Below are 19,557 nucleotides of genomic sequence, written 5' to 3'. Positions count from 1 at the left end.
GGGCGCCCGCGGTTGCTACGGCTCCACCGGCGGGGTGCCGTGGGTGTGGAAGGACTCGATGGTCTTCAGCCCCCACGCCTGGCCCTTGGCCCGCTCCGCCTCGGTCCAGGTGATGGTCTTCCAGTCCGGCGCGAGCACCAGGCGGGCGACCGGGTTGCACAACTCCACCCGGTTGCCGCCGGGTTCGTAGACGTAGAGGAAGAACGTCTGCTGGATGGCGTGCTTGTGCGGGCCGGTCTCGATGAAGACGCCGTTGTCCAGGAAGATGTCCGCCGCGCGCAGGATGTCCTCGCGGGTGTCGGTGGCGAAGGCGATGTGGTGCAGCCGGCCGCGGCTGCCGGTCCGGTCGCGGGTGTAGACGACGTCGTAGGACTTGTTGGTGAAGGTCAGCCAGCGTCCGGCGATGATCCCGCTGTCGAGGCGGATCTGCTCGGTGGCGTGGGCGCCGAGCACGTCCTGCACGAACTCCGTGGCCCCTTCGACCTCGGCGGCGAGGAAGTTGACGTGGTCCAGCCGCCGCACCGACACCCCGCGGGCCGGGTACGCCTGGGCCTGGTTCTTCAGCGCGGGCGCCGACTCCGGGGGAGCCTGGTACCACTCGCTCTCCCAGTACACCTCCAGTTCGTGGCCGTCCGGGTCGCGGAAGACGTACGTCGGTCCGAGTCCGGGGTCGCCGTCGCGCCAGCCGATGCCGAGGCCGGCCGCCTCGATCGCCTTCACCCGGCGGTCGAGGGCTTCCGGTCCCGCGGCCCGCAGCCCGGTGCGGCGGATGCCGGAGGTGTGGTGGGCGGTGAGCTTCAGCGAGTGGTGCTCGTAGTCGTCCCAGGTGCGCAGGTAGACCGAGTCACCCTCGGTGCCGTTCTCGGTCAGCCCCATCACCCGGGTGAAGAAGTCGAGGCTCTCCTCGGGCCGGGGGGTGAGCAGTTCGACGTGGGCGAGGTGGGCGATCTCGTGTGCGGGTGCCACGGTCGGGGTCCTTTGTTCGGGGGTGGGACGGGGTCCTGGCGGGGACGTCGCCTACGTCGCACGGGAGTCGGGGCGTCGCGGACGCGGAGGCGTTCAGGGCGGCGGCGCGGGGGAGGGCCGTGCCGCCGGAGAGTTTGCGTGCGGTGCGCACCCCTCGGGGCCGGCGCACACAGGTCGTGCACAGCTGCCTTCTCCACTCTTGGATCGTCGCCGTGGCCGGAGGATCGTTGCCAGGGGTCGGGACATCGCTGCCGCGCAGGGCGGGTTCGGCGCGACTCTAGGGGCGCCCCACAAAATCGTCAACAATCTCAGTCGCAACTCTTGCGCCAAAATCAGCGCGAGTTTACGGTCCGTTGACGCGGCGAACGCGCGGTCCGCCCCCACAGGAGTGAGTGAAGGACGCGATGACAACAGCGACAGGGCAACACGCCTCCGGTGACGCTGACGGCGACGCCGGCAGCGAGGGCGGCGGTGCCGGCACGGGCAGCGCACTGCGAACGGGAACGATCGTCGCGGCGCTCTTCGCCGTGTGCCTCGCCCAGATCGGCCTGGCCATGCCGGCCACCCTCAACGGCACCTTCCAGGAGGTCTTCGAGCCGAGCAGCTCCCAACTGACCTGGATCTCCGACTGCTCCCTGCTGCCGATCACGGTGCTCGAACTGACCTGCGGGGTGCTGGGCGACCTCTTCGGCCGCAAGCGGCTGCTGCTGGGCGGCGCCGCGATGCTCGCGCTGGGCGAGGCGATATCGGCCGCCGCCCACGGCATCGGCGTGATGTGGACCGGCCAGATCATCGCGGGCATCGGCTGCGCGGCCCTGTTCCCCACCACGCTCGCCATGCTCGTGGCCGGCGAACGCACCCCCGCCCAGCGGGCGAAGATGATCGCGCTGTGGGCCGCGATCCTGTCCACCGGCAACTTCCTGGCCCCGCTGCTCGGCGGCATCACCGCCACCTACCTGCAATGGCGCTGGGCGTTCCTCATCGTCGTGGTGCTCGCGCTCGGCGACGCGGTGATCACCTACCTCGCCGCGCAGGACTCCCGCTCGCCCGCGGGCCGTTCACTCGACCCGCTCGGCCAGACCACGGTCGGACTCGGCCTGTGCGCGCTGCTGTTCGGCGTCATCCAGGGCGCCTCGGACGGCTGGGGCAGCGGCACGGTGGTCGGCGCGTTCGCGCTGTCCGCCGTGTGCCTCGCGGCGTTCGTCGTCGTCGAACTGCGGGTGCGCGACCCGCTGCTGCGCCTCGACCTGTTCCGCTCCCGCACCTTCGCGCTCGCCTCCGCCGTCACCGTGGTCGGCATGTTCGCCTTCCTCGGCACCGCCTACTCCATCAGCCTGCGGATGGGCCCGATCCAGGGGCAGAGCTCGATGCGCACCGCGGTGGCGTTCCTGCTGCTGAGCGGGCTGACCATCTTCCTGCTGCCGCTCACCCACCGGCTGATGGCCGTACTGGAGCCGCGCTGGGTGCTGGGCCTGGGCTTCCTGCTCATGGCGGTCGGCGACTTCCTCGCCGGACGGATGCCGATCACCGACAGCGCGCTGCCCTCCCTGATCGTGCCGATGGGCCTGGTCGGCGTCGGCTTCAGCTTCGCGGTCTCCGCGGTGACCGCGACCGCCGTCGAGACCGTGCCGCACGGCCTGGCCGGCATGGCCAGTGCCACCACCAGCATGCTGCGCGACTTCGGCTTCACCCTCGGCCCCGCGGTGATCGGCGCGGTGGCCACCGCGAACGCCGTCCACCACTTCAGCGGCTCGCTGGCCGCCTCCACGCTCGGCGCCGCCGACCAGGCCAAGGCCCACGGCATCCTCTCCTCGGGCGGCCCGGTCGCCGTGCTGCACGCCGACCCGCCGGCGTCCGGCCTCGCCTTCAAGGCACTCGGGCACGCCTACGCCCTCGGCTTCGAGGTCTGCGCCGTCGCCGCGCTGGCCTGCTGCCTGGTGACAGCGCTGCTGCTGCGCCCCGCGCGGCAACCGGACACCCCGCCGCTCGCCGCACCGGCCGCACCGGCGGCGCTCTAGCCGCGCGGGGACGTGTCGTCGGTTGCCCGGTCCGCGTCCTTCGCGCACCCCGCGGTCAGCCACCGCGCGGTCACCTCGATGGCCGCCGACTCGTGCGCGGGGGTGTGGAAGCCGTGGTCCGCGCCCGGCAGGGCGTGGAACTGCCAGCCGGGGAGCGTCCCGGCGACCTGCCGGGCGATGTCGTAGGAGACGTAGCTGTCCCGGTCGCCGTGGACCACCAGCGCGGGCGGGCCGCCGGCGGCGTACGACTCGATCGGGCGGTGGCACGCCATCTCCGCGAACAGCACCCGGCCCAGCGGGAAGTGGCCACCCAGCGGCAACTCCCCGGTCTCGGCGAGGCTCTTCATCGGCCCGGGGCCGAAGTTCGCTAGGCCCCACGGCAGTTCGGGTGCGAGGAAGGTCCGCCGCAGGTCGAGGACCGGGTTCCACAGCGCCAGCCGGGCCAGTCGCGGGCCCAGCCACGGCATCGACAACCCGGTGGCGACGGCACCGAAGCTCGCCGCCACCACGGCGGTCGGACCCCCGAACTCCCGTGCCGCGTAAGCCGCGACCGCCTCCAGGTCGAGCATCTCCCCGGCGATCGTGACCCCTTGGGGGCTGCCGCCGCTGGCGCCGTGCCCGCGGAAGCTGAACCGTACGGCGGTCAGGCCCTCGCCGGCCAGCCGCTCCGCCAGCCGGACGAACGCCCCGCCCTCGTCCAGGTCCGCGGAGATGCCGTGCACCAGCAGCACCGTGCCCCGGGCACCGGACCGGCCGGACCCGTCGGGCGCATCGGACCCGTCGGACGCGGGGCGGTGCACGGCGGCGTCCAGTTCGATCCCGTCCGGTGCGACCACCCGCACCCGCTCCACGTCGTCCGTCACGGAACTCCTCGCCTCCTGGGCTCGGTTGCTTGTCTGCGGTGCGCGCCGCGCCGTACGACTTCCGCGCGCCGAGACCGTAAGGCGTCGGGCACGTCCCCCACCTCGGCGAGCCCCGTGCCCCGGAAGCGGCGCCGGCGCGGGCGGGCTTCCGGGACACGGGCGCGCGGCCCGCAGGCTACGGCGTCCAGCGGTAGAGCAGCACCTTGTTGTAGAGGTCGTCCTCGACCTGGACCAGGTAGTCGCCGTCGGAGCGCTTGGTCGCGGAGATGCCGTACGGCACGTCCACCCACCCCGACCGGTCGGGCGTGCCGATGATGGAGCCCGCCTGCCAGGTCCCCACCGGGCTGGCGTCGGACGCCTTCCACACCCACACCTGGCCGCGGGTCTCGATGCCGGCCGCGAAGATGTAGTCGCCCGCGAAGGCCAGGCTCACCATCGTCACCACGATGGTCGCGTCGGTGTCCCAGGGCAGCAGCAGGGTCCAGGTCGGCGTGGTGTTGCCGGTGCTCCACTTGTCGTAGCGCACCAGGACCTTGCCGCACTCCTTCCAGTGCGCGTTGTCGAACGGCTGGTCAGGGGTGTAACCGACCATGTACATCACGTCGGTGGCCACGTCGTAGTGCAGCCGCCGGACGACGCTGAACGGAGCCGGGAGCGCGATCGTCTCCATGCTCTCGTAGGTGTAGATCGGGTTCTTCTGGGCGTCGAAGCCCTGCAAGGGGTAGCGGCGCAGGTTGCGGTCGCCGCCCTCCCAGATGTCGCCGCGGTCGTCGACGTACCACACCCAGCAGTTGCTGGGGGAGCTGGTGCCGTCGCCCGGCTGGAGGAACTCCCCTGCCTCGAAAGCCCCGTTGCCGCTCAGGTCGCGCCAGATCCACTGGCCGGTCGCCGGCTGGTTCGGCGGCCAGGTCGGGTCGTCGCCGTTCCAGCGCGCCTTGAAGATGGCGCTGGAGGGCTTGGCGATCTCCCCGTCCATGCGGTAGATGAGCAGGTGCCCGCAGTACATGCCGGTGACGTACATGTACAAGGAGCCGTTCAGGCGCTTGAGGAACGGCGAGGTGGCGGAGTGGGTGTGGCCGGTCAGGAACAGCCGCGGGTCCTGGGGGTACTTGACGGAGTCCAGGGTGTAGCTACGCCAGGTCGAGTCGCTGCCCGGCGCCTTGCCGTAGTCGACGCTGTAGTGGCACTGCTTGGTGTAGATCTCCACGCCGTCGGAGGCCGGGTCGAAGTCGGCGGCGTCCACGAACGCGCTGCCCTGCAACTGCCAGACCACCGCACCGGCCGGCGAGAACTTCCGCAGCCAGACGCCGAATTCGAACATCGCCACGTAGACGTTGCCGGCCGAGTCGCCGCCGACGCCGACGATCCCGAAGAGCTTGTCCGGCGTGACCCGGCCGGGCGTGCCCGCGCCGATGCCGCCGGCCTGGCCGAGGCTGCGGGCCAGTGACGGCGTCCCGGACAGGTTGGTGTACGTGTGCACCTGGCGCAGCGGGCCGTTGTCGCCGACCAGCAGGTCCCCGTTGACGTCCACTGCCAGCGAGGTCGGTATCCAGTCGGCGGACGGTCCGCTGATCGTCCCGCCCAGCGCGGCACCGGCGTTGGAGAAGTGCAGGATCTGCGCCGGCTTGGTGGGGTCGACGTGCCAGAAGTGGCCGTCGTTGGTGTCGCGGGTGATGTTCGCGACCACCCAGATGTCCCCGTTGGCGGCGATCGTCACCGAGCCGGGCTGGTTGACGCTCCAGGAGTGCTGCACCGCGCCGGTGGCGGCGTCGAAGACCAGGACCTTGTTGTTGGTGCGGTCGGTGGCCACCACCTGCGTGTCGGAGGCCGCCGCCGCGGCCGGCGGGCTGCCGACGGCGTACGTCTGCGAGGTGACGGTGCCGTCCAGGCCGAACCGGGTCAGGCCGTTGCCCACGCTGAGGTACGCGTAGGAGCTGTTGACCGCCACCGCGTCGCCGTTCGCGCCGTGGCAGTTGCCGATGAGGTGGCCGTCCTTGTAGATGCCGGCGTAGTCCCCGCCCTCGTCCCAGAAGCTGACGGTGTAGACGGCGCCGTCGGCGGTGACGGCGATGTTGAAGACGAAGTCCTGCACCCACTCGGTGGCACCGGAGAAGGTGTTCCCGGTCCAGGAGGTGACGACGTTGGTGAGGGTGGTGTCCAGGGACGCGGCCGGCCGTGCCTTGGCCAGGCTGCCCTTGGCGGTGGTGGCCGTGGCGGCGGAGGCCGAGCCGCCGGCGGCGGCCGGGATCGCCAGGGCCGTGCCCGCGACGATCGCGGCGTTCCGTCCGTAGGTCAGCAGTTGACGGCGGCTGACGGCACCGGTGCGAGGCGCGGGTGGAGTCTGTGCGGGTTCCTGCTCGCTCATGAAAAGGGGTCCTTCGTCGTGGGGGCGGCACTGTGGGGCCGGCCGGGAGTCGATCGAGTGACCGTTCACTTGACGGGACGCCAAGCTAGGTCCCCCCGCATCCCGCGTCAATGGCTCGGACCTCTTCCGCTCGGACGCATGCGCGCTTAGGATGCGTCACATTGTCAAGTGAACGGTCACTGAGAAACGAGGTCCCGCGTGTCCGACCGGCCGACCCTGCGGACCGTCGCGGCGGAGGCGGGCGTCTCCCACCAGACGGTGTCCCGGGTGATCAACGGCGACCCCACGGTCACCGAGACGATCCGCGACCGGGTGCACTCCGCGATGCGCGTGCTCGACTACCGGCCCAGCGCCGGGGCGCGCGCCCTCGCGAGCGGACGTACCGAGGTCGTCGGCGTGGTCCTCCCGCACAACCCCGGCTTCGCCTTCTCCAACGACCACCTCATCCGCCTGGTCCAGGGCGCGGACCAGGAACTCACCACGCGCGGCTACGGGTTGCTGCTGTCCACCCGCGAGGTGCCCGACGACCCGGCGTCGGCCTACCGGCGCTTCGTGCAGCGCCGCCAGGTCGACGGGCTGCTGGTGGAGGCCGGGGCCGGCGGCGAGTCGCTCAACGCCCTGCGCTCGGCCGGGTATCCGACGGTGGTGATCGGCTACACCGACGAGGACCTCACCTGCGTCCACCCCGACGACGAAGGCGGCGCCTACGCGGTGACCCAGCACCTGCTGGCCCTCGGCCACCGACGGATCGCGGTGGTCGACGGCCCGCGGGAGAACGGCCTCGCGATGGCCGCGCGGCTGCGCGGGCTGCACCGCGCGTTCGCCGACGCGCACCGCCCCGTCCCCGAAGACCTCATGGAGCAGGGCGACTTCACCGCCGGCTCCGGCTACGCCGCGGCGGAACGGCTGCTGGCTCGGGCCGACCCGCCCACCGCGATCTTCGCCTTCAACGACGGCATGGCGCTGGGCGCGCTGCGCCGGCTGCGCGAGGGCGGGCACGCCCTGCCCGGCGACGTGTCGGTGGCCGGGTTCGACGACACGGAGGCCGCGGACCTCGTCGACCCCTCGCTGACCAGCGTCAGCCTGCACAGCGTGGACGTGGGCCGGCGCGCCGCGCAGATCCTGCTCGACCTGCTCGACGGACGGCCCCCGGCGCAGCGCGAGAACGTCATGCCCAGCACTCTCAAGGTCCGCGCGTCCACGGCGCCGCCGGCCGCGGGCTGACCCCCCGTCGGACCTGACGGGACCGACCCGACCCGACCCGACCCGTTCCGACCGACGCGAACCGCAGATCCGTCCGACGTGACGCGATCCGACCAGATCCGACCTGACGCGACCCGAACCGCTCATCCCCCGGAAAGGACCGTCGTACCGATGGACCACGCCCAGAGCCGGACCCACCACCCGGACGGCTGCGCCTACGTCGAGGACGTCTCGCCCGGCAACGGCCGGCTGCGGCCCCGCGCCTCGTTCGACTCCGACGCGCCCGCGATCGACCTGGACGGCCGGTGGAGTTTCCGGCTCGCCGCCGGACTCCACGACCTCACGCCCGGGTTCGAGGACCCGTCCTTCGAGCCCGAGCCCGAGCCCGAGCCCGACGCCGTGTCCGCGTCCGACGCCGTGTCCGACCGGTCCGGCGCCGGCGGCTGGACCGGCATATCGGTGCCCTCGTGCTGGCAGATGGACGGCGTCCCCGGCCCCGGCCGCTTCGGCACCCCCGCCTACACCAACGTCACCTTCCCGATCCCGGTCGACCCGCCGCGGGTGCCCGACGAGAACCCGACCGGCGAGTACCGCAGGGAGTTCGAGGTCGCGGAGGGCTTCGGCGGCGCAGGAACGGTGGTCCTGCGCTTCGAGGGCGTGGACTCCTGCTTCGCGGTCTGGCTCAACGGGCAGCCGCTCGGCGACGGCAAGGGCAGCCGGCTGCCGACCGAGTTCGACGTCACCGAGGTGCTGCGCCCCGGCCGCAACGTCCTGGCCCTCCGGGTCCACCAGTGGTCCGCCGCCACCTACCTGGAGGACCAGGACATGTGGTGGCTGTCGGGGATCTTCCGCTCGGTACGGCTGCTGGCCCGGCCGGCCGGCGGCATCACCGACTTCTTCGTGCACGCCGACTACGACCACCGCACCGGCGCCGGCACCCTGCGGATCGACGTCGAGGGCGGCGCCCGCCTGAGCGTGCCCGAACTCGGCATCACCGGCGCCGACCCCGCCGGGCCGTACACCCTGCCGTCCGTCGAGCCCTGGAGCGCCGAGCAACCGCGCCTTTACGAAGCCGAGTTGGCGACGGCGACCGAACGGGTGCCGCTGCGCATCGGGTTCCGCCGGATCGCGGTCGAGGACGGCGTGCTGACCGCCAACGGCACCCCGCTGCTGCTCAGCGGGGTCAACCGGCACGAGTGGGACCCGGTCAGCGGCCGGACCCTGACCCGCGAGACGATGGTCGCCGACGTGCTGCTGATGAAGCGGCACAACATCAACGCCGTACGGACCAGCCACTATCCGCCGGAGTCGGCCTTCCTCGACCTCTGCGACGAGTACGGCCTGTGGGTGGTCGACGAGTGCGACCTGGAGACCCACGGCTTCTCCGAGAACGGCTGGCGGCGCAACCCCAGCGACGACCCGGCCTGGCGCCCCGCGCTGCTCGACCGCGCCGAGCGGATGGTCGAGCGGGACAAGAACCACCCCAGCGTGGTGATCTGGTCGCTCGGCAACGAGTCGGGCGTCGGCGCGAACCTCGTGGCGATGTCCGCGTGGATCAGGGACCGCGACCCGGACCGGCTCATCCACTACGAGGGCGACTGGGACGACTGCGCCTTCACCGACCTGTACTCGGCGATGTACGCCGACTACCCGGTGGTGGCGGCGATCGGGGCGGGGCAGGAGCCGCGCACCGGCGACCCGGCCAACGACGCCCGGCGGCGCGCGATGCCGTTCCTGCTGTGCGAGTACGCCCACGCGATGGGCAACGGCCCCGGCGGACTGCGCCAGTACCAGGAGCTGTTCGAGCTGCACCCGCGGCTGGCCGGCGGCTTCGTGTGGGAGTGGATCGACCACGGCGTCGCCCAGCGCAGCCCCGAGGGCACCCTGTACCACGCCTACGGCGGGGACTTCGGCGAGCCGGTGCACGACGGCAACTTCGTCGCCGACGGCCTGCTCTTCCCCGACCGCACGCCCTCGCCCGGCCTGCTGGAGTACGCCAAGGTGATCGAGCCGGTCCGGATCACCGCCCGCGCGGACGGCGGCGGCATCGACGTACGCAACCTGCACCACACCCGCGACACCGGCTACCTGCGGTGGACCTGGCTGCTCGAAGTGGACGGCGAGCAGGCCGGGGAGGGGGAGTGGGAGGTGGCCGTGACCGGCCCCGGCGAGAGCGGCCGGTCGGACTGGCCGGAGGACCTGGTGAAGGCGCTCGACGCGGCGGGACCGGGCGAGCGCTGGCTGACCGTGAGCGCGCAACTCGACGCAGACGAGCGGTGGGCCGCGGCCGGGCACACCGTCGCCTGGGCGCAGTTCACCCCGGCCGGCTCTCCGGTCGCCGGCGACCCCCCGGCCGCCGGTGCGGCCCCGCGCACCGGGGAGCCCGCCGAACGCGCCCCGCGCACCTGGTCGCCGCGGCCCGCGGCGCCGCACCTCCCCGCGGCGCACGCGGACACGGCGGGCACCGCGGGCACGGCGGACACCGCGACGACGACGCCGGTGGTCCGGCGCCGGGGCGCCACCGTCACCCTGGGCGCCGGCGAGTTCGACGCCGTCACCGGCACCCTGATCCGCCTCGGCGACCTGGAACTCGACGGGCCCCGCGTCGACCTGTGGCGGGCCCCGATCGACAACGACCGCCGCTCGCCGCTGCTCGCGGCATGGCAGCGCGCCGGGCTGCACCGGCTGCGGCACAAGGTCCTGGGCATCGAGGCCGGCGACGCGACCGTGACGGTGCGTACCACGATCATCCCGGCCGGTCTGGACATGGCGCTGCTCGCCGACTACCACTGGAGCACCGCCCCCGGGAACCGGCTCGTGCTCACCGTCGACACCGCGCCGACCGCGCCCTGGCCGGTCCCGCTGCCCCGGCTCGGCGTCGCGTTGGGCCTGCCGGGCGCGCTCGACCGGGTGGACTGGTTCGGGCTCGGACCCGGCGAGTCCTACCGGGACAGCGAGGAGGCCGTCCGCGTGGGGCGGTACGCGAGCACCGTCGCCGGGTTGCAGACGCCGTACGTGTACCCGCAGGAGAACGGCAACCGGCGCCATGTGCGGTGGGCCCGGCTCACCGCGGGCGCGGGCGGCCAACCGGCCGTGCCGGGGCTGGAGATCACCGGCAGCCCCTGGTTCGACCTGACCGCGAAGCCGTGGTCCACCGCGGAGTTGGCGGCCGCCGCGCACACCTCGGAGCTGCGGCCTGACGGCCGGACACACCTCAACCTGGACCTCGAACACCACGGACTCGGCAGCGCTTCGTGCGGTCCCGCGCTCCAGCCTCGGCACGAACTGGCCGCGCTCCCGGCCCGCTTCACGCTCGGCTTCGGACCGGCCGGGACGGAGGCGGGCGATGGCGTAGGGTGACACCCGCGATGTGGACGGATGTATGATCGGGCGGCGAGACAACGTTGGCCCATCTCTCGGCGCCACGTCGCCGAGGGGAACATCACGTGAGTACACCGAGCCCGAGCCCGAGTGCGGCCGCCCCGCGGCGACCGACGATGACCGATGTCGCCCGTGAGGCCGACGTCAGTCTCAAGACCGTCTCCCGCGTGGTCAACGGCGTGTCCACCGTCGATCCGGAGATGGCCGCACGGGTTCGGGCGGCGGTGGCGCGGCTCGGCTTCCGGCGCAACGGCATGGCCCGTGACCTGCGCACCCGCAGCACCTCCGCCACTGTCGGCCTGCTCATCGAGGACCTGGCCAACCCGTTCTACGCGGGCATCGCCGCCGCCGCGGCGCAGTGCGCCCTGGAGAACGACACCCTGCTGATCACCGCGAGCTCGGAGGAGGACGCCGACCGGGAGCGCAGGCTCCTGCTGCAGATGTGCGAGCGGCGCGTCGACGGGCTGCTGGTGGTACCCGCCGGCAGCACCGCCGACCACGTCTACCTGCGCTCCGAGATCGAGATGGGCACGCCCGCGGTGTTCCTGGACCGGCCGCCCACCAACGTGCGCGCGGACACGGTGCTCATCGACAACGCGGCGGGCGCGCGCTCCGCGATCGAGTACCTGACCGCCCAGGGGCACGAGCGGATCGGCGTCGTGTCGGACTGGCTGAGCATCCATCCGATGTCCGCGCGGCTGTCGGCCGCCGAAGCCGCGCTGGAGCGGGCCGGGGCTCCGTACCGGCCCGACCTGATCCGGTTCGGCCTGCACACCGTGCCGGACACCGAGGCCGCGGTCGAGGAGATGCTCACCGGGCCGCAGCCGCCGACCGCCCTGTTCGCGCTCAACAACCGCCTGACGCTGGGCGTGCTGGGCGCGCTGAACCGGCTCGGGCGGGAGGCCGCCGTGGTCGGCTTCGACGACTTCGAGACCGCGGGACTGATGGCCCACCCGCTGACCGTGGTGTCCTACGACGCCCGCGCGATGGGCCGGATCGGCGCGGAACTGCTCTTCCAGCGGATCGCGGGCGACACGTCGCGACCCAGGACCGTGGTCATCCCCACCACCCTGGTGGAGCACGGCGGGGCGCGCCGCCGCGCGCCCGGCACCCCGGCGGGGGAGTGACCCCCCGGCCGGGCCCGACGGACCGACCGGGGACGCACGCACCCCCATCCGGCCACCGTCAGCCGGTGGCTTCCCGGCCGGGGCCCCGGCCGCCGGCCAGGGCGCGGTCGAGGAGGGGCAGCAGCCGGTCCCAATGCCGTTGCAGCGCTGCCGGGTTGAAGGAGTCGGTGTCGGACATGGTGAAGCCGTGGACGGTGCCGGGGTAGATCTCCGAGGTGTAGGCGACACCCGCGGCGTCCAGGGCCTGGTTCAGCTCGCCGAGGGCCTCGGGCGTCAAGTCGCCCTCGGCGTGGCCGAGGTGGACCTGGGCGGTGAGCCCGGCGAGCCCGTCGGCACTCACGGGGCCGTGGAACACGGCGACGGCGGCCACCTGGCCGGGGTGGGCCGCTGCGGTGCGCATCGCCAGCAGACCGCCGATGCAGTAGCCGGTCACGGCGACCGGTCCGGCGCCGACCTCGGGCTGGGCGGCGAGGAACCCGAGGTAGGCGTCGGCGTCGCTCAGGACACGCTCGGTGGTGTGCGTCTGGATCAGGGGCATCACCTGCGCGAAGACCGCGGGCCGGGCCTCTTCCCCGATGTACTCGGGCAGTTCGATCACCGGTGCCGGACCGTGCCGGTAGAAGTAGTTGGGGACGAGTACGTAGTACCCGTGCCCGGCCAGTTCGCGGGCCATCTCCCGCAGCACGGGCCGGATGCCGAAGCCGTCGGCGTACATCAGCACCCCGGGGTGCCGGTCGCCGCCGTCGGGGAAGGCGGCGAACGCGTCGGCCCGGCCGTCCGCGGTGGGAACCCGCACGGTCCTGGTCAGCACTGGTTGGGTGGGCATGACTTCTCCTGTCGTGGTGGACGTGTCGAGCGGTGGTCAGCACGACAGGAGGCGGAGCCCGCGCGGCGGCGCCGCATTCTCTTTCCCGCGGCGGGCCGGCAGCGGCCCGGACGGCGCTCAGAGGAGCGCCGGGGCATCAATCCGTGTGTGGCGCGAGGCCGTCCCGGTAGTCATCGCCGCACACCGTAGCCACCGGACAGAAGCGGTGCCAACCCCTCGGTCCGGTCCAGCCGGCTCACCCGGTCCACCTGGTCCACCCGGTCCGCCCGGTCCACCGAGCGGTTCGCGAGAACGATCCCGGTCGGTCCGAAGGCTGCGGTATGGTGCTCGGCGCCGCCGAGTGATCGGCGCTGACCGCCGTCGGGTGATCGCCGCACAGGAGTGAAGGGGGTGTTGTCGATGGCCACCGTCTCCGGGTCCCGCATGCACGCGGGCGAGGAACACGCCGTCCAAGTCACCCCGCTCACCGGTTGATCCGCCTGGTGGCGCGCCGGTGGGCTCTCCTGTCAGGAGACCCCTGTGCACGAGCACACACCTGTCATCTCCGTTCCCGCGGCCGGGAGTTCGACCGCGCGGTCCTTGAGGAAGCTGCGGCCGTACCTGTGGCCGTGCCGCTGGAGACTGTGCACCGTATCCGCCCTGGCCGCGCTGGCTTCCCTGCTGGCACTCGCGATGCCGCAGGTCCTCAAATGGATCGTCGACGGGCCCGTGGCGCGGCGCGATCCGCGCGGAGTGGCGCTCGGGGGGCTGGCCCTGCTGCTCCTTGGCGCTGCCGAGGCTTCGCTCTTCGGCGTCCGGCGCCGGCTGGCGGCCGGCCCGCTCGCCGACATCGAGGCGCGGATGCGGGCCGACCTCCACCGGCACGCCCAGCGGCTGCCGCTCGCCGCCCACGACGGCTGGACCAGCGGGCAGTTGCTGTCGCGGGGGACCTCGGACCCCCAGGTCATCCACATGTTCATCGCCGGGCCGCTGACGTTCCTGCCCGTGCACGCCGCCACGCTCGCCGTCGGGGCCGCGATCCTGGTCTCCCAGCAGTGGCTGCTCGCGCTCGTCGTGCTGGCACCCGTTCCCCTGCTGGTCATCGAGTCCTACCGGTTCGAGTCCAGGTACGCGGACGTCACCCGCCGGGCCCTGGACCTGTCGGGCGATCTGACCACCGCGGTACTGGAGTCGGTGGCGGGCATCCGGGTGATCAAGGGCTTCCGCCGCGGCGAGGACCGGATCGCCCGATTTCGTGACCAGGTCCGGCGGGTGCGGGAAGCCGAGCTGGACAAGGCGCGGCTGCTGGGCGGGATGTCGGCGGTCACCACCGTGCTGCCGGGACTGGCGACCGTGGGCGCCCTGGCGACGGGTGCGGTCCAGGCGGCGGACGGGCAACTGTCGATCGGATCGCTGCTGGCCTTCCTGGGAACGGTGGCCGCGCTGCGGCCGGCCGTCGAGGGGGCGGGCGGACTGCTGGCCGGGTGCCATGACGCGGCGGCAGCGGCCGACCGGTACTTCGAGGTGCTCGGCCGGCCGATGACGGATGAGCCGGACCCGGGGGACGACGAACCGGACGTGGTGGCCGGTGAACCGGACCCGGGGGACGGTGAACCGGGCCGGGTGGCGGCAGAAGGCGGGGCCCGCGGCAACCGGCCCACCTGGACCTCCAGGCCCCCCGGCCCCGACGCGTCGCCCCGGTCACCGGGGGCGCGGCGCCCCGCCGAACTCGCCTTCGCCCGGGTGGACTTCCGCTACTCCGACGCCCCCGCCGGCGATCCGCCCGCGCTGCGCGAGGTCACGTTGCGCGTCGCACCCGGTGAGACGCTGGCCGTGGTCGGGGCGACCGGAAGCGGCAAGTCGACGCTCGCCGCCCTGGCCGCACGCCTGTACGACCCGGTGGCGGGCCGGATCACCCTGGACGGCGTCGACATCACCCGCGTCCCCCGCGCCGAGCTGCGGTCCGCGGTGGCCGTCGCCTTCGACGAGCCGGTGCTGTTCACCGGGACCGTCATGGACAACGTCCTCATGGGCGCGGAAGCCGGCGCCGACGAGATCGACGAGGCGCTACGGGCCGCGGGCGTCGACGAGTTCGTGCACCGCCTCGCCGACGGTCCCCGCACGCGCGTCGGGGAGGGCGGCATGTCACTGTCGGGTGGACAGCGGCAACGGATCGCCCTCGCGCGGATCATGGTCCGCCGGCCCCGGCTCGCGGTGCTCGACGATCCGCTCTCCGCGCTGGACCTGCACACCGAGGCGCGGGTCCAGGACGCCCTGCGCGAGGTGCTGGCCTCGACGACCGCGGTGGTGGTCGCGCACCGGCTCTCCACCGTGCTGATGGCCGACCGGGTCGCCCTGCTGGAAGGCGGGCGGGTCACCGCTGCCGGCACGCACGAAGAACTGCTGGCCGCCAGCCCGGCGTACGCGGCACTGATGACCCCGATCGACGTCGCCGCTCACGGGCAGGAGGGAGCCTGATGCGCCGGTCGACCCGCTCCTCGACGCCCGTGGTGCCGGCGGCTCGGCCCGACGCTCCGACCGGGGAAGCCGGGGAAACCCGGGAAACCGGGGAAGTCGATGAAACCGGGGCGCCGCGGCCGTTCGCGGCTGCCGCCCACGCCGACCGTGAGCGGGCGGACCCGCTGGAGGCGGCCCCGCCGAGGGGCGCGGCCCGGCGGCTGCTGCGCTCGGTGCTGGGACCCGGCGCCCGGCGGCTGCGGCTCGCCGCACTGGTCGTCCTGCTCCAGCAGGCAGCCGCGCAGGCCGGGCCGGTGGCCGTCGCCGTCACGATCGACCGGGCGATCCCGGCGCTGCGGGCCGGAGACGCACGGCCCCTGGCCGCCGTGGCCGCCGGCTACGCGGGCTGCGTCCTGGCGGCGGGTCTGCTCCAGCGCACGTTCATCCGGCTCTCCGTCCAGGTGGGGCAGCACGCGGTCGCCGAACTCCGGCTGCGGCTGTTCGCCCATCTCCAGGCGCAGAGTGTGGAGTTCCACGACACGCACGCGTCCGGCACGCTGGCATCCCGCGCGTCGAGCGACGTCGAGGCCGTCCGCTCGCTCTTCGACAGCGGGATCGACCAGATCGTCACCGCGGCGGTGTCCCTGGTCTACATCTCCTCGATCCTGCTGGTGCTCGACTGGCGGCTCGGCTGCGCCGCGGTGGCCGCGATGGCCCCGATCCACTGGACCATGCGGTCCTTCCGGCGGCGCTCGCTCCAGGTGTACCGGCGCCGTTCCGGCGCGGCCGCCGCGGCGTCCGCCGACATGAGCGAGTCCTTCGCCGGCATCCGCACGGTGCAGGCGTTCCGTCTCGAACGCGCCAACGAGCGCAGGTTCGGGCGTCTCAACCAGCGGCACCGGAACGAGAACCGGCAGGCCGAACGGGAGATGGCGCGCTATGTGACCTCCTCGCGCCTGGTCGCCAATACCGCCGTTGCCGGTCTGGTGCTGTGGGGCGGATATCGCGTCGCGTCCGGCGCGATGGAACTGGGCAGCTACGCAGGTGTCGTGCTGTATCTGCGGGATCTCTACGACAAGCCGCTCCGGCTGGGCGGCGTCCTGGACGCCTACCAGTCGGCCACGGCTTCGCTGGGCAAGATCGCGGTGCTGCTGTCGACCGAGCCGACGGTCGCAGAGCCCGCCCGCCCCGCGCCGCTGCCCGCGCCCGCCCGCCAACCCGGCGGACGGCGGGTGAGGTACGACGATGTCACCTTCGCCTACCGCGACGGGCCTGACGTGCTGCGCGGCTTCGCTCTCGACATCCCCGCCGGCCAGACGGTCGCCCTGATCGGCCCCTCCGGCGGCGGGAAGTCCACGCTGGCCGGGTTGCTGGCGCGGGTGCACGATCCGACCGGTGGCCGGGTGCTCCTCGACGGGATCGATCTGCGCTCCCTCGCGGCGAGCGACCTGCGCAACGGCGTGGTCATGGTCCCCCAGGAGGGTTTTCTCTTCTCCGGCACCATCGCGGAGAACATCGCCTTCGCGCGCCCCGACGCCACCTTCGACGAGATCCGGCGCGCCGCCGAAGCGATCGGTGCCCATCCGTTCATCGCGGCGCTGCACGACGGATATCGGACCCAAGTCGGCGGGCGCGGCGGCCGTTTGTCGTCCGGTGAGCGGCAACTGATCTCCCTGGCAAGGGTCCTGCTGGTGGACCCGTCCGTCATCGTGCTGGACGAGGCCACTTCGGTCATCGACATCCCGAGCGAACGCGCGGTGCGCACCGCCATGCGTGCGGTGTTCCAGGGGCGGACAGCGCTCGTCATCGCCCACCGGATGTCGACGATCCGGATCGCCGACCGCGTGCTGGTGCTGTCCGGCGGCCGGATCGTCGACGACCGCACCCCGGCCGAACTCGCGGCGGAGTACGGCCCTTCACCCCAGGATCTGCTCTCCGGCCGGGTCGCTCACCCCGCGAACGTGCCCACCGCGACCCCGCGGAAGGCCGTGCCCGGCAGCGCGAACACCGACCCGGCGAGCGGTTCCGCCCCAGGTCGCAGCCCGTCGGACGCCGAGGTGACGTAGAGCGTGCCGTCCGGCCCGAACGCGCAGGACGACGGCTGCGAGACGGGCAGCCGCAGGACCGCCAGGAGGCGGCCGCGCGGGTCGTGGCGGCGTACCTCGCCCGCGCCCCAGACCGCGATCCACAGGCAGCCGTCCTCGTCGACGCACAGGCCGTCCGGCATGCCGTCGCGGCGGTCGTGGCGCAGCAGTTCGCGGAGCGGCCCGAGCCGGCCGGCGGCCGGGTCGTACGGCGCGGTGAGCACCACGCGGCGCACGCTGTCGGCCAGGTAGAACCGGCTGCCGTCCGGGCTCCAGCCCAGGCCGTTGGGCAGGTCGAGGCCGCGCAGCGCGGTGCGCACCCCGCCGTCGGGGTCCCAGCAGTGCAACGCGCCGCCGCCGGCGGGGAATCCGAGCGTGGTGCTGCCGGCCCAGAAGCGGCCGGCCGGGTCGCACTTGGCGTCGTTCATCCGCCGGTCCGGCTCGGGCAGCAGCGGGTGGACGACGGTCAGGGCGGGGCCGCCGTCGCCTGCCGCGCCGATCACCCCCAACCCCGCGCCCACCGCGGCGACATACCCACCGCGGTCGCGTACCGCGACCGCTCCCAGGCTCATGCCGACCCGGGCCACCACGGACGCGGAGCCCGGCGCCGACCCGTCCGCCGACCCGTCTGCCGACCCGTCTGCCGACCCGGTCGCGGAACCCCCGGCGGCGAGCGGGGTCCGCGACAGCACCCCGGCCGGAATGTCCACCCAGAGCAGCTCGTTGGTGCGCGGGTCGATCACCGGACCCTCGCCGACGACGGCGTGGCCGCGCACGAAGATCTCCGGGGCGGGCAGAGAAGTGGCTGGTGACACGGGTGTCCTCCGGTGCGGGCGAAGAGATTTCTCGGTAACTCGGGTGAAAACCCTAGGCAACGTTGTCTCGGATGGCTATGGTTCAGCACGACCGAACGCGAGGGACGACCGGGTCGGGACGCCAGCCCCGAACCTCCCCCCTCCGTACGGTGGTTGACGATTCGACAGGTGTCATGACTCATCTGACCAGGAACGAAGACCTCAACTACTGGTGAGCGCACGGCTCGTGCCGTGACGTGTGCCCGTTGCGATCCCTGGAGTGTCCCCTGCGATCCCCGCTGTCCGGGATCTCAGCCAACGTTGTCTCAGATGGTCGGGTGCGACCCGACCGTGGAGGGGAGTGGTGATGGCCGAGTTCGCCGATCCGGCGCGACTGTGGGTCGACGGCGACGCGCTGCGCGTACGGGGCGCCGTGGTCAGCCTGCTGACGGACGGCGCGCGGCTGGGCATCGAGGACGCCGGGGCGCAGGGCGCCGAGAGAGCGACGGTGCTGCACCTCCGCGCCGGGACGGCCGCAACGACCGTGCTGCGCCTGGACGTTCCGCTCGGGGACGCCTCGGGCTACTGGCACCCCGGGGCCGGCTGGGACCGCCACCTGGTGGCGGACTGGGCCAACCCGTGGCGCACCGTCGGCCTCGTCGACTCCGCGCCGCTGGGGTGCCTGTACGACGCGGCCGGCCGCACGCTGCTGGCGTTCGGCTCCGACCGGCTCGCGGCCACCACCCGGCTCCGGTTCGGTGTCGGCGAGGAGGCGGGCCGCTTCGGCGTCTGGCTCGCGATGGACCTGCGGGCGGGCGAGTCCTGCCGGATACGCCTCCAGGCGCCGGGCCGCCCCTGGGCGGAGTCCGTACGGGCCCTGACCCGCGCCCTGCCCGACCTCGGCGCGCTGCCCACCCCCGACGCGGCCCGCACCCCCGCGTACTCCACCTGGTACGCGATGCACCGCCAGGTGACCGCCGCGGGGGTCGAGGCCGAGGCCGAGCGGGCCGCGGCGGCCGGCTGCGGGGTGCTGCTGCTGGACGACGGCTGGCAGCTCCACGCGGAGGGCGCCGGCTACTCCGGCAGCGGTGACTGGCACCCGGACCCGGCGAAGTTCCCGGACTTCGCCGCGCACGTGAAGACCGTGCAGGGCATGGGGCTGCGCTACGTGGCGTGGATCGCCCCGCTGCTCGTCGGCGAACGCACCGCCGCCCACCGGGAGATGGCCGAGGTCGCGCCGCACGCGATCGAGCGGCTCGGCTGCCGGGTGCTGGACCCGCGCCGGCCGGAGGCGCGGCGGTTCGCCGTCGACTCCTGCGTCGAGCTGGTCCGCCGCTACGGGCTCGACGGACTCAAGATCGACTTCCTGGACTTCGCGACGGCCTACGCGGGCCGGGACGGTGAGAGGGCCGGCCGCGATGACGGCGTCGGTGGCGACGTCGGGTTCCGTGCCGGGATGGGTGCCGGCACCGGCGTCGCCACCGATGCCGGCAC

The 19,557-nt window shown here is 73.3% G+C and carries 13 protein-coding genes; 7 read left to right on the top strand and 6 right to left on the bottom strand.

The genetic code is table 11. The features are described from left to right. Positions 1–15 precede the first annotated feature (15 nt). Positions 16–966: a catechol 2,3-dioxygenase gene (locus AB0399_RS29125; protein ID WP_329372349.1), complete on the bottom strand. Its 951-nt coding sequence runs from the start codon at positions 964–966 to the stop codon at positions 16–18. Between the two features lie 404 nt (positions 967–1,370). Here AB0399_RS29125 and AB0399_RS29120 point away from each other — a divergent pair, with 404 nt between their 5' ends. Continuing rightward, positions 1,371–2,984, top strand: a complete 1,614-nt coding sequence (locus tag AB0399_RS29120; protein ID WP_329372351.1) for an MFS transporter — start codon at positions 1,371–1,373, stop codon at positions 2,982–2,984. Here AB0399_RS29120 and AB0399_RS29115 read toward each other — a convergent pair. Both AB0399_RS29115 and AB0399_RS29110 read right to left on the bottom strand, forming a co-directional pair. After that, positions 2,981–3,847, bottom strand: a complete 867-nt coding sequence (locus AB0399_RS29115) for an alpha/beta fold hydrolase (protein WP_366413373.1) — start codon at positions 3,845–3,847, stop codon at positions 2,981–2,983. The two genes, AB0399_RS29120 and AB0399_RS29115, sit on opposite strands and share 4 nt — an antisense overlap. A 175-nt stretch (positions 3,848–4,022) precedes the next feature. Further along, positions 4,023–6,212 carry a hypothetical protein gene (locus AB0399_RS29110; protein ID WP_366413372.1) on the bottom strand — a complete coding sequence of 730 codons (2,190 nt, stop codon included), beginning with the start codon at positions 6,210–6,212 and terminating at the stop codon, positions 4,023–4,025. A gap of 198 nt (positions 6,213–6,410) precedes the next feature. Between AB0399_RS29110 and AB0399_RS29105 the strand changes: the two genes are divergently transcribed. The 3 genes from AB0399_RS29105 to AB0399_RS29095 all read left to right on the top strand — a co-directional run bounded on the left by AB0399_RS29105 (position 6,411) and on the right by AB0399_RS29095 (position 11,923). After that, on the top strand, positions 6,411–7,436 hold the full coding sequence (locus tag AB0399_RS29105; protein WP_329372356.1) for a LacI family DNA-binding transcriptional regulator: 1,026 nt from the start codon (positions 6,411–6,413) through the stop codon (positions 7,434–7,436). A 150-nt stretch (positions 7,437–7,586) separates the two neighbouring features. Further along, on the top strand, positions 7,587–10,775 hold the full coding sequence (locus tag AB0399_RS29100) for a glycoside hydrolase family 2 TIM barrel-domain containing protein (RefSeq protein ID WP_366413371.1): 3,189 nt from the start codon (positions 7,587–7,589) through the stop codon (positions 10,773–10,775). Positions 10,776–10,912: 137 nt separating this feature from the next. Continuing rightward, positions 10,913–11,923, top strand: coding sequence for a LacI family DNA-binding transcriptional regulator (locus tag AB0399_RS29095; RefSeq protein WP_329372359.1), 1,011 nt, complete (start codon positions 10,913–10,915; stop codon positions 11,921–11,923). A 58-nt stretch (positions 11,924–11,981) separates the two neighbouring features. Here AB0399_RS29095 and AB0399_RS29090 read toward each other — a convergent pair whose 3' ends face one another. Beyond that, positions 11,982–12,749, bottom strand: a complete 768-nt coding sequence (locus tag AB0399_RS29090; RefSeq protein WP_366413370.1) for a dienelactone hydrolase family protein — start codon at positions 12,747–12,749, stop codon at positions 11,982–11,984. Positions 12,750–12,919: 170 nt separating this feature from the next. Further along, complete coding sequence (locus AB0399_RS29085; protein ID WP_366413369.1) at positions 12,920–13,156, bottom strand: hypothetical protein; 237 nt, start codon at positions 13,154–13,156, stop codon at positions 12,920–12,922. 112 nt (positions 13,157–13,268) lie between these two features. Here AB0399_RS29085 and AB0399_RS29080 point away from each other — a divergent pair, with 112 nt between their 5' ends. Together AB0399_RS29080 and AB0399_RS29075 are read left to right on the top strand one after the other, a co-directional pair. Further along, positions 13,269–15,206, top strand: coding sequence for an ABC transporter ATP-binding protein (locus tag AB0399_RS29080; RefSeq protein WP_366413368.1), 1,938 nt, complete (start codon positions 13,269–13,271; stop codon positions 15,204–15,206). Next, the gene (locus tag AB0399_RS29075; RefSeq protein ID WP_366413367.1) at positions 15,206–17,251 is read left to right on the top strand and encodes an ABC transporter ATP-binding protein; all 2,046 of its coding nucleotides are present in this window, start codon (positions 15,206–15,208) and stop codon (positions 17,249–17,251) included. The genes AB0399_RS29080 and AB0399_RS29075 overlap by 1 nt, the downstream gene beginning before the upstream one ends. Here the strand turns inward: AB0399_RS29075 and AB0399_RS29070 are convergent. Beyond that, positions 17,134–18,084, bottom strand: coding sequence for an SMP-30/gluconolactonase/LRE family protein (locus AB0399_RS29070; RefSeq protein ID WP_366413366.1), 951 nt, complete (start codon positions 18,082–18,084; stop codon positions 17,134–17,136). The two genes, AB0399_RS29075 and AB0399_RS29070, sit on opposite strands and share 118 nt — an antisense overlap. A 346-nt stretch (positions 18,085–18,430) precedes the next feature. Here AB0399_RS29070 and AB0399_RS29065 point away from each other — a divergent pair. Then, positions 18,431–19,557: alpha-galactosidase (locus AB0399_RS29065; protein ID WP_366413365.1), on the top strand; the 1,127-nt coding region annotated here is incomplete at its 3' end.

Origin of the sequence: Streptomyces sp. NPDC088194 (genome assembly GCF_040702025.1) — a bacterium.
Lineage (GTDB): Bacteria > Actinomycetota > Actinomycetes > Streptomycetales > Streptomycetaceae > Actinacidiphila.
Note: the sequence above shows the minus strand (reverse complement) of the source record. Positions and strands in the feature narration are given on the sequence as shown.

What these genes read in the sequence shown, in the direction of transcription:
- AB0399_RS29100 (WP_366413371.1), top strand. Translation starts at nt 7,587, where the DNA reads ATGGACCACGCCCAGAGCCGGACCCACCACCCGGACGGCTGCGCCTAC.
- AB0399_RS29090 (WP_366413370.1), bottom strand. Translation starts at nt 12,749, where the DNA reads ATGCCCACCCAACCAGTGCTGACCAGGACCGTGCGGGTTCCCACCGCG.
- AB0399_RS29075 (WP_366413367.1), top strand. Translation starts at nt 15,206, where the DNA reads ATGCGCCGGTCGACCCGCTCCTCGACGCCCGTGGTGCCGGCGGCTCGG.
- AB0399_RS29110 (WP_366413372.1), bottom strand. Translation starts at nt 6,212, where the DNA reads ATGAGCGAGCAGGAACCCGCACAGACTCCACCCGCGCCTCGCACCGGT.
- AB0399_RS29120 (WP_329372351.1), top strand. Translation starts at nt 1,371, where the DNA reads ATGACAACAGCGACAGGGCAACACGCCTCCGGTGACGCTGACGGCGAC.
- AB0399_RS29095 (WP_329372359.1), top strand. Translation starts at nt 10,913, where the DNA reads ATGACCGATGTCGCCCGTGAGGCCGACGTCAGTCTCAAGACCGTCTCC.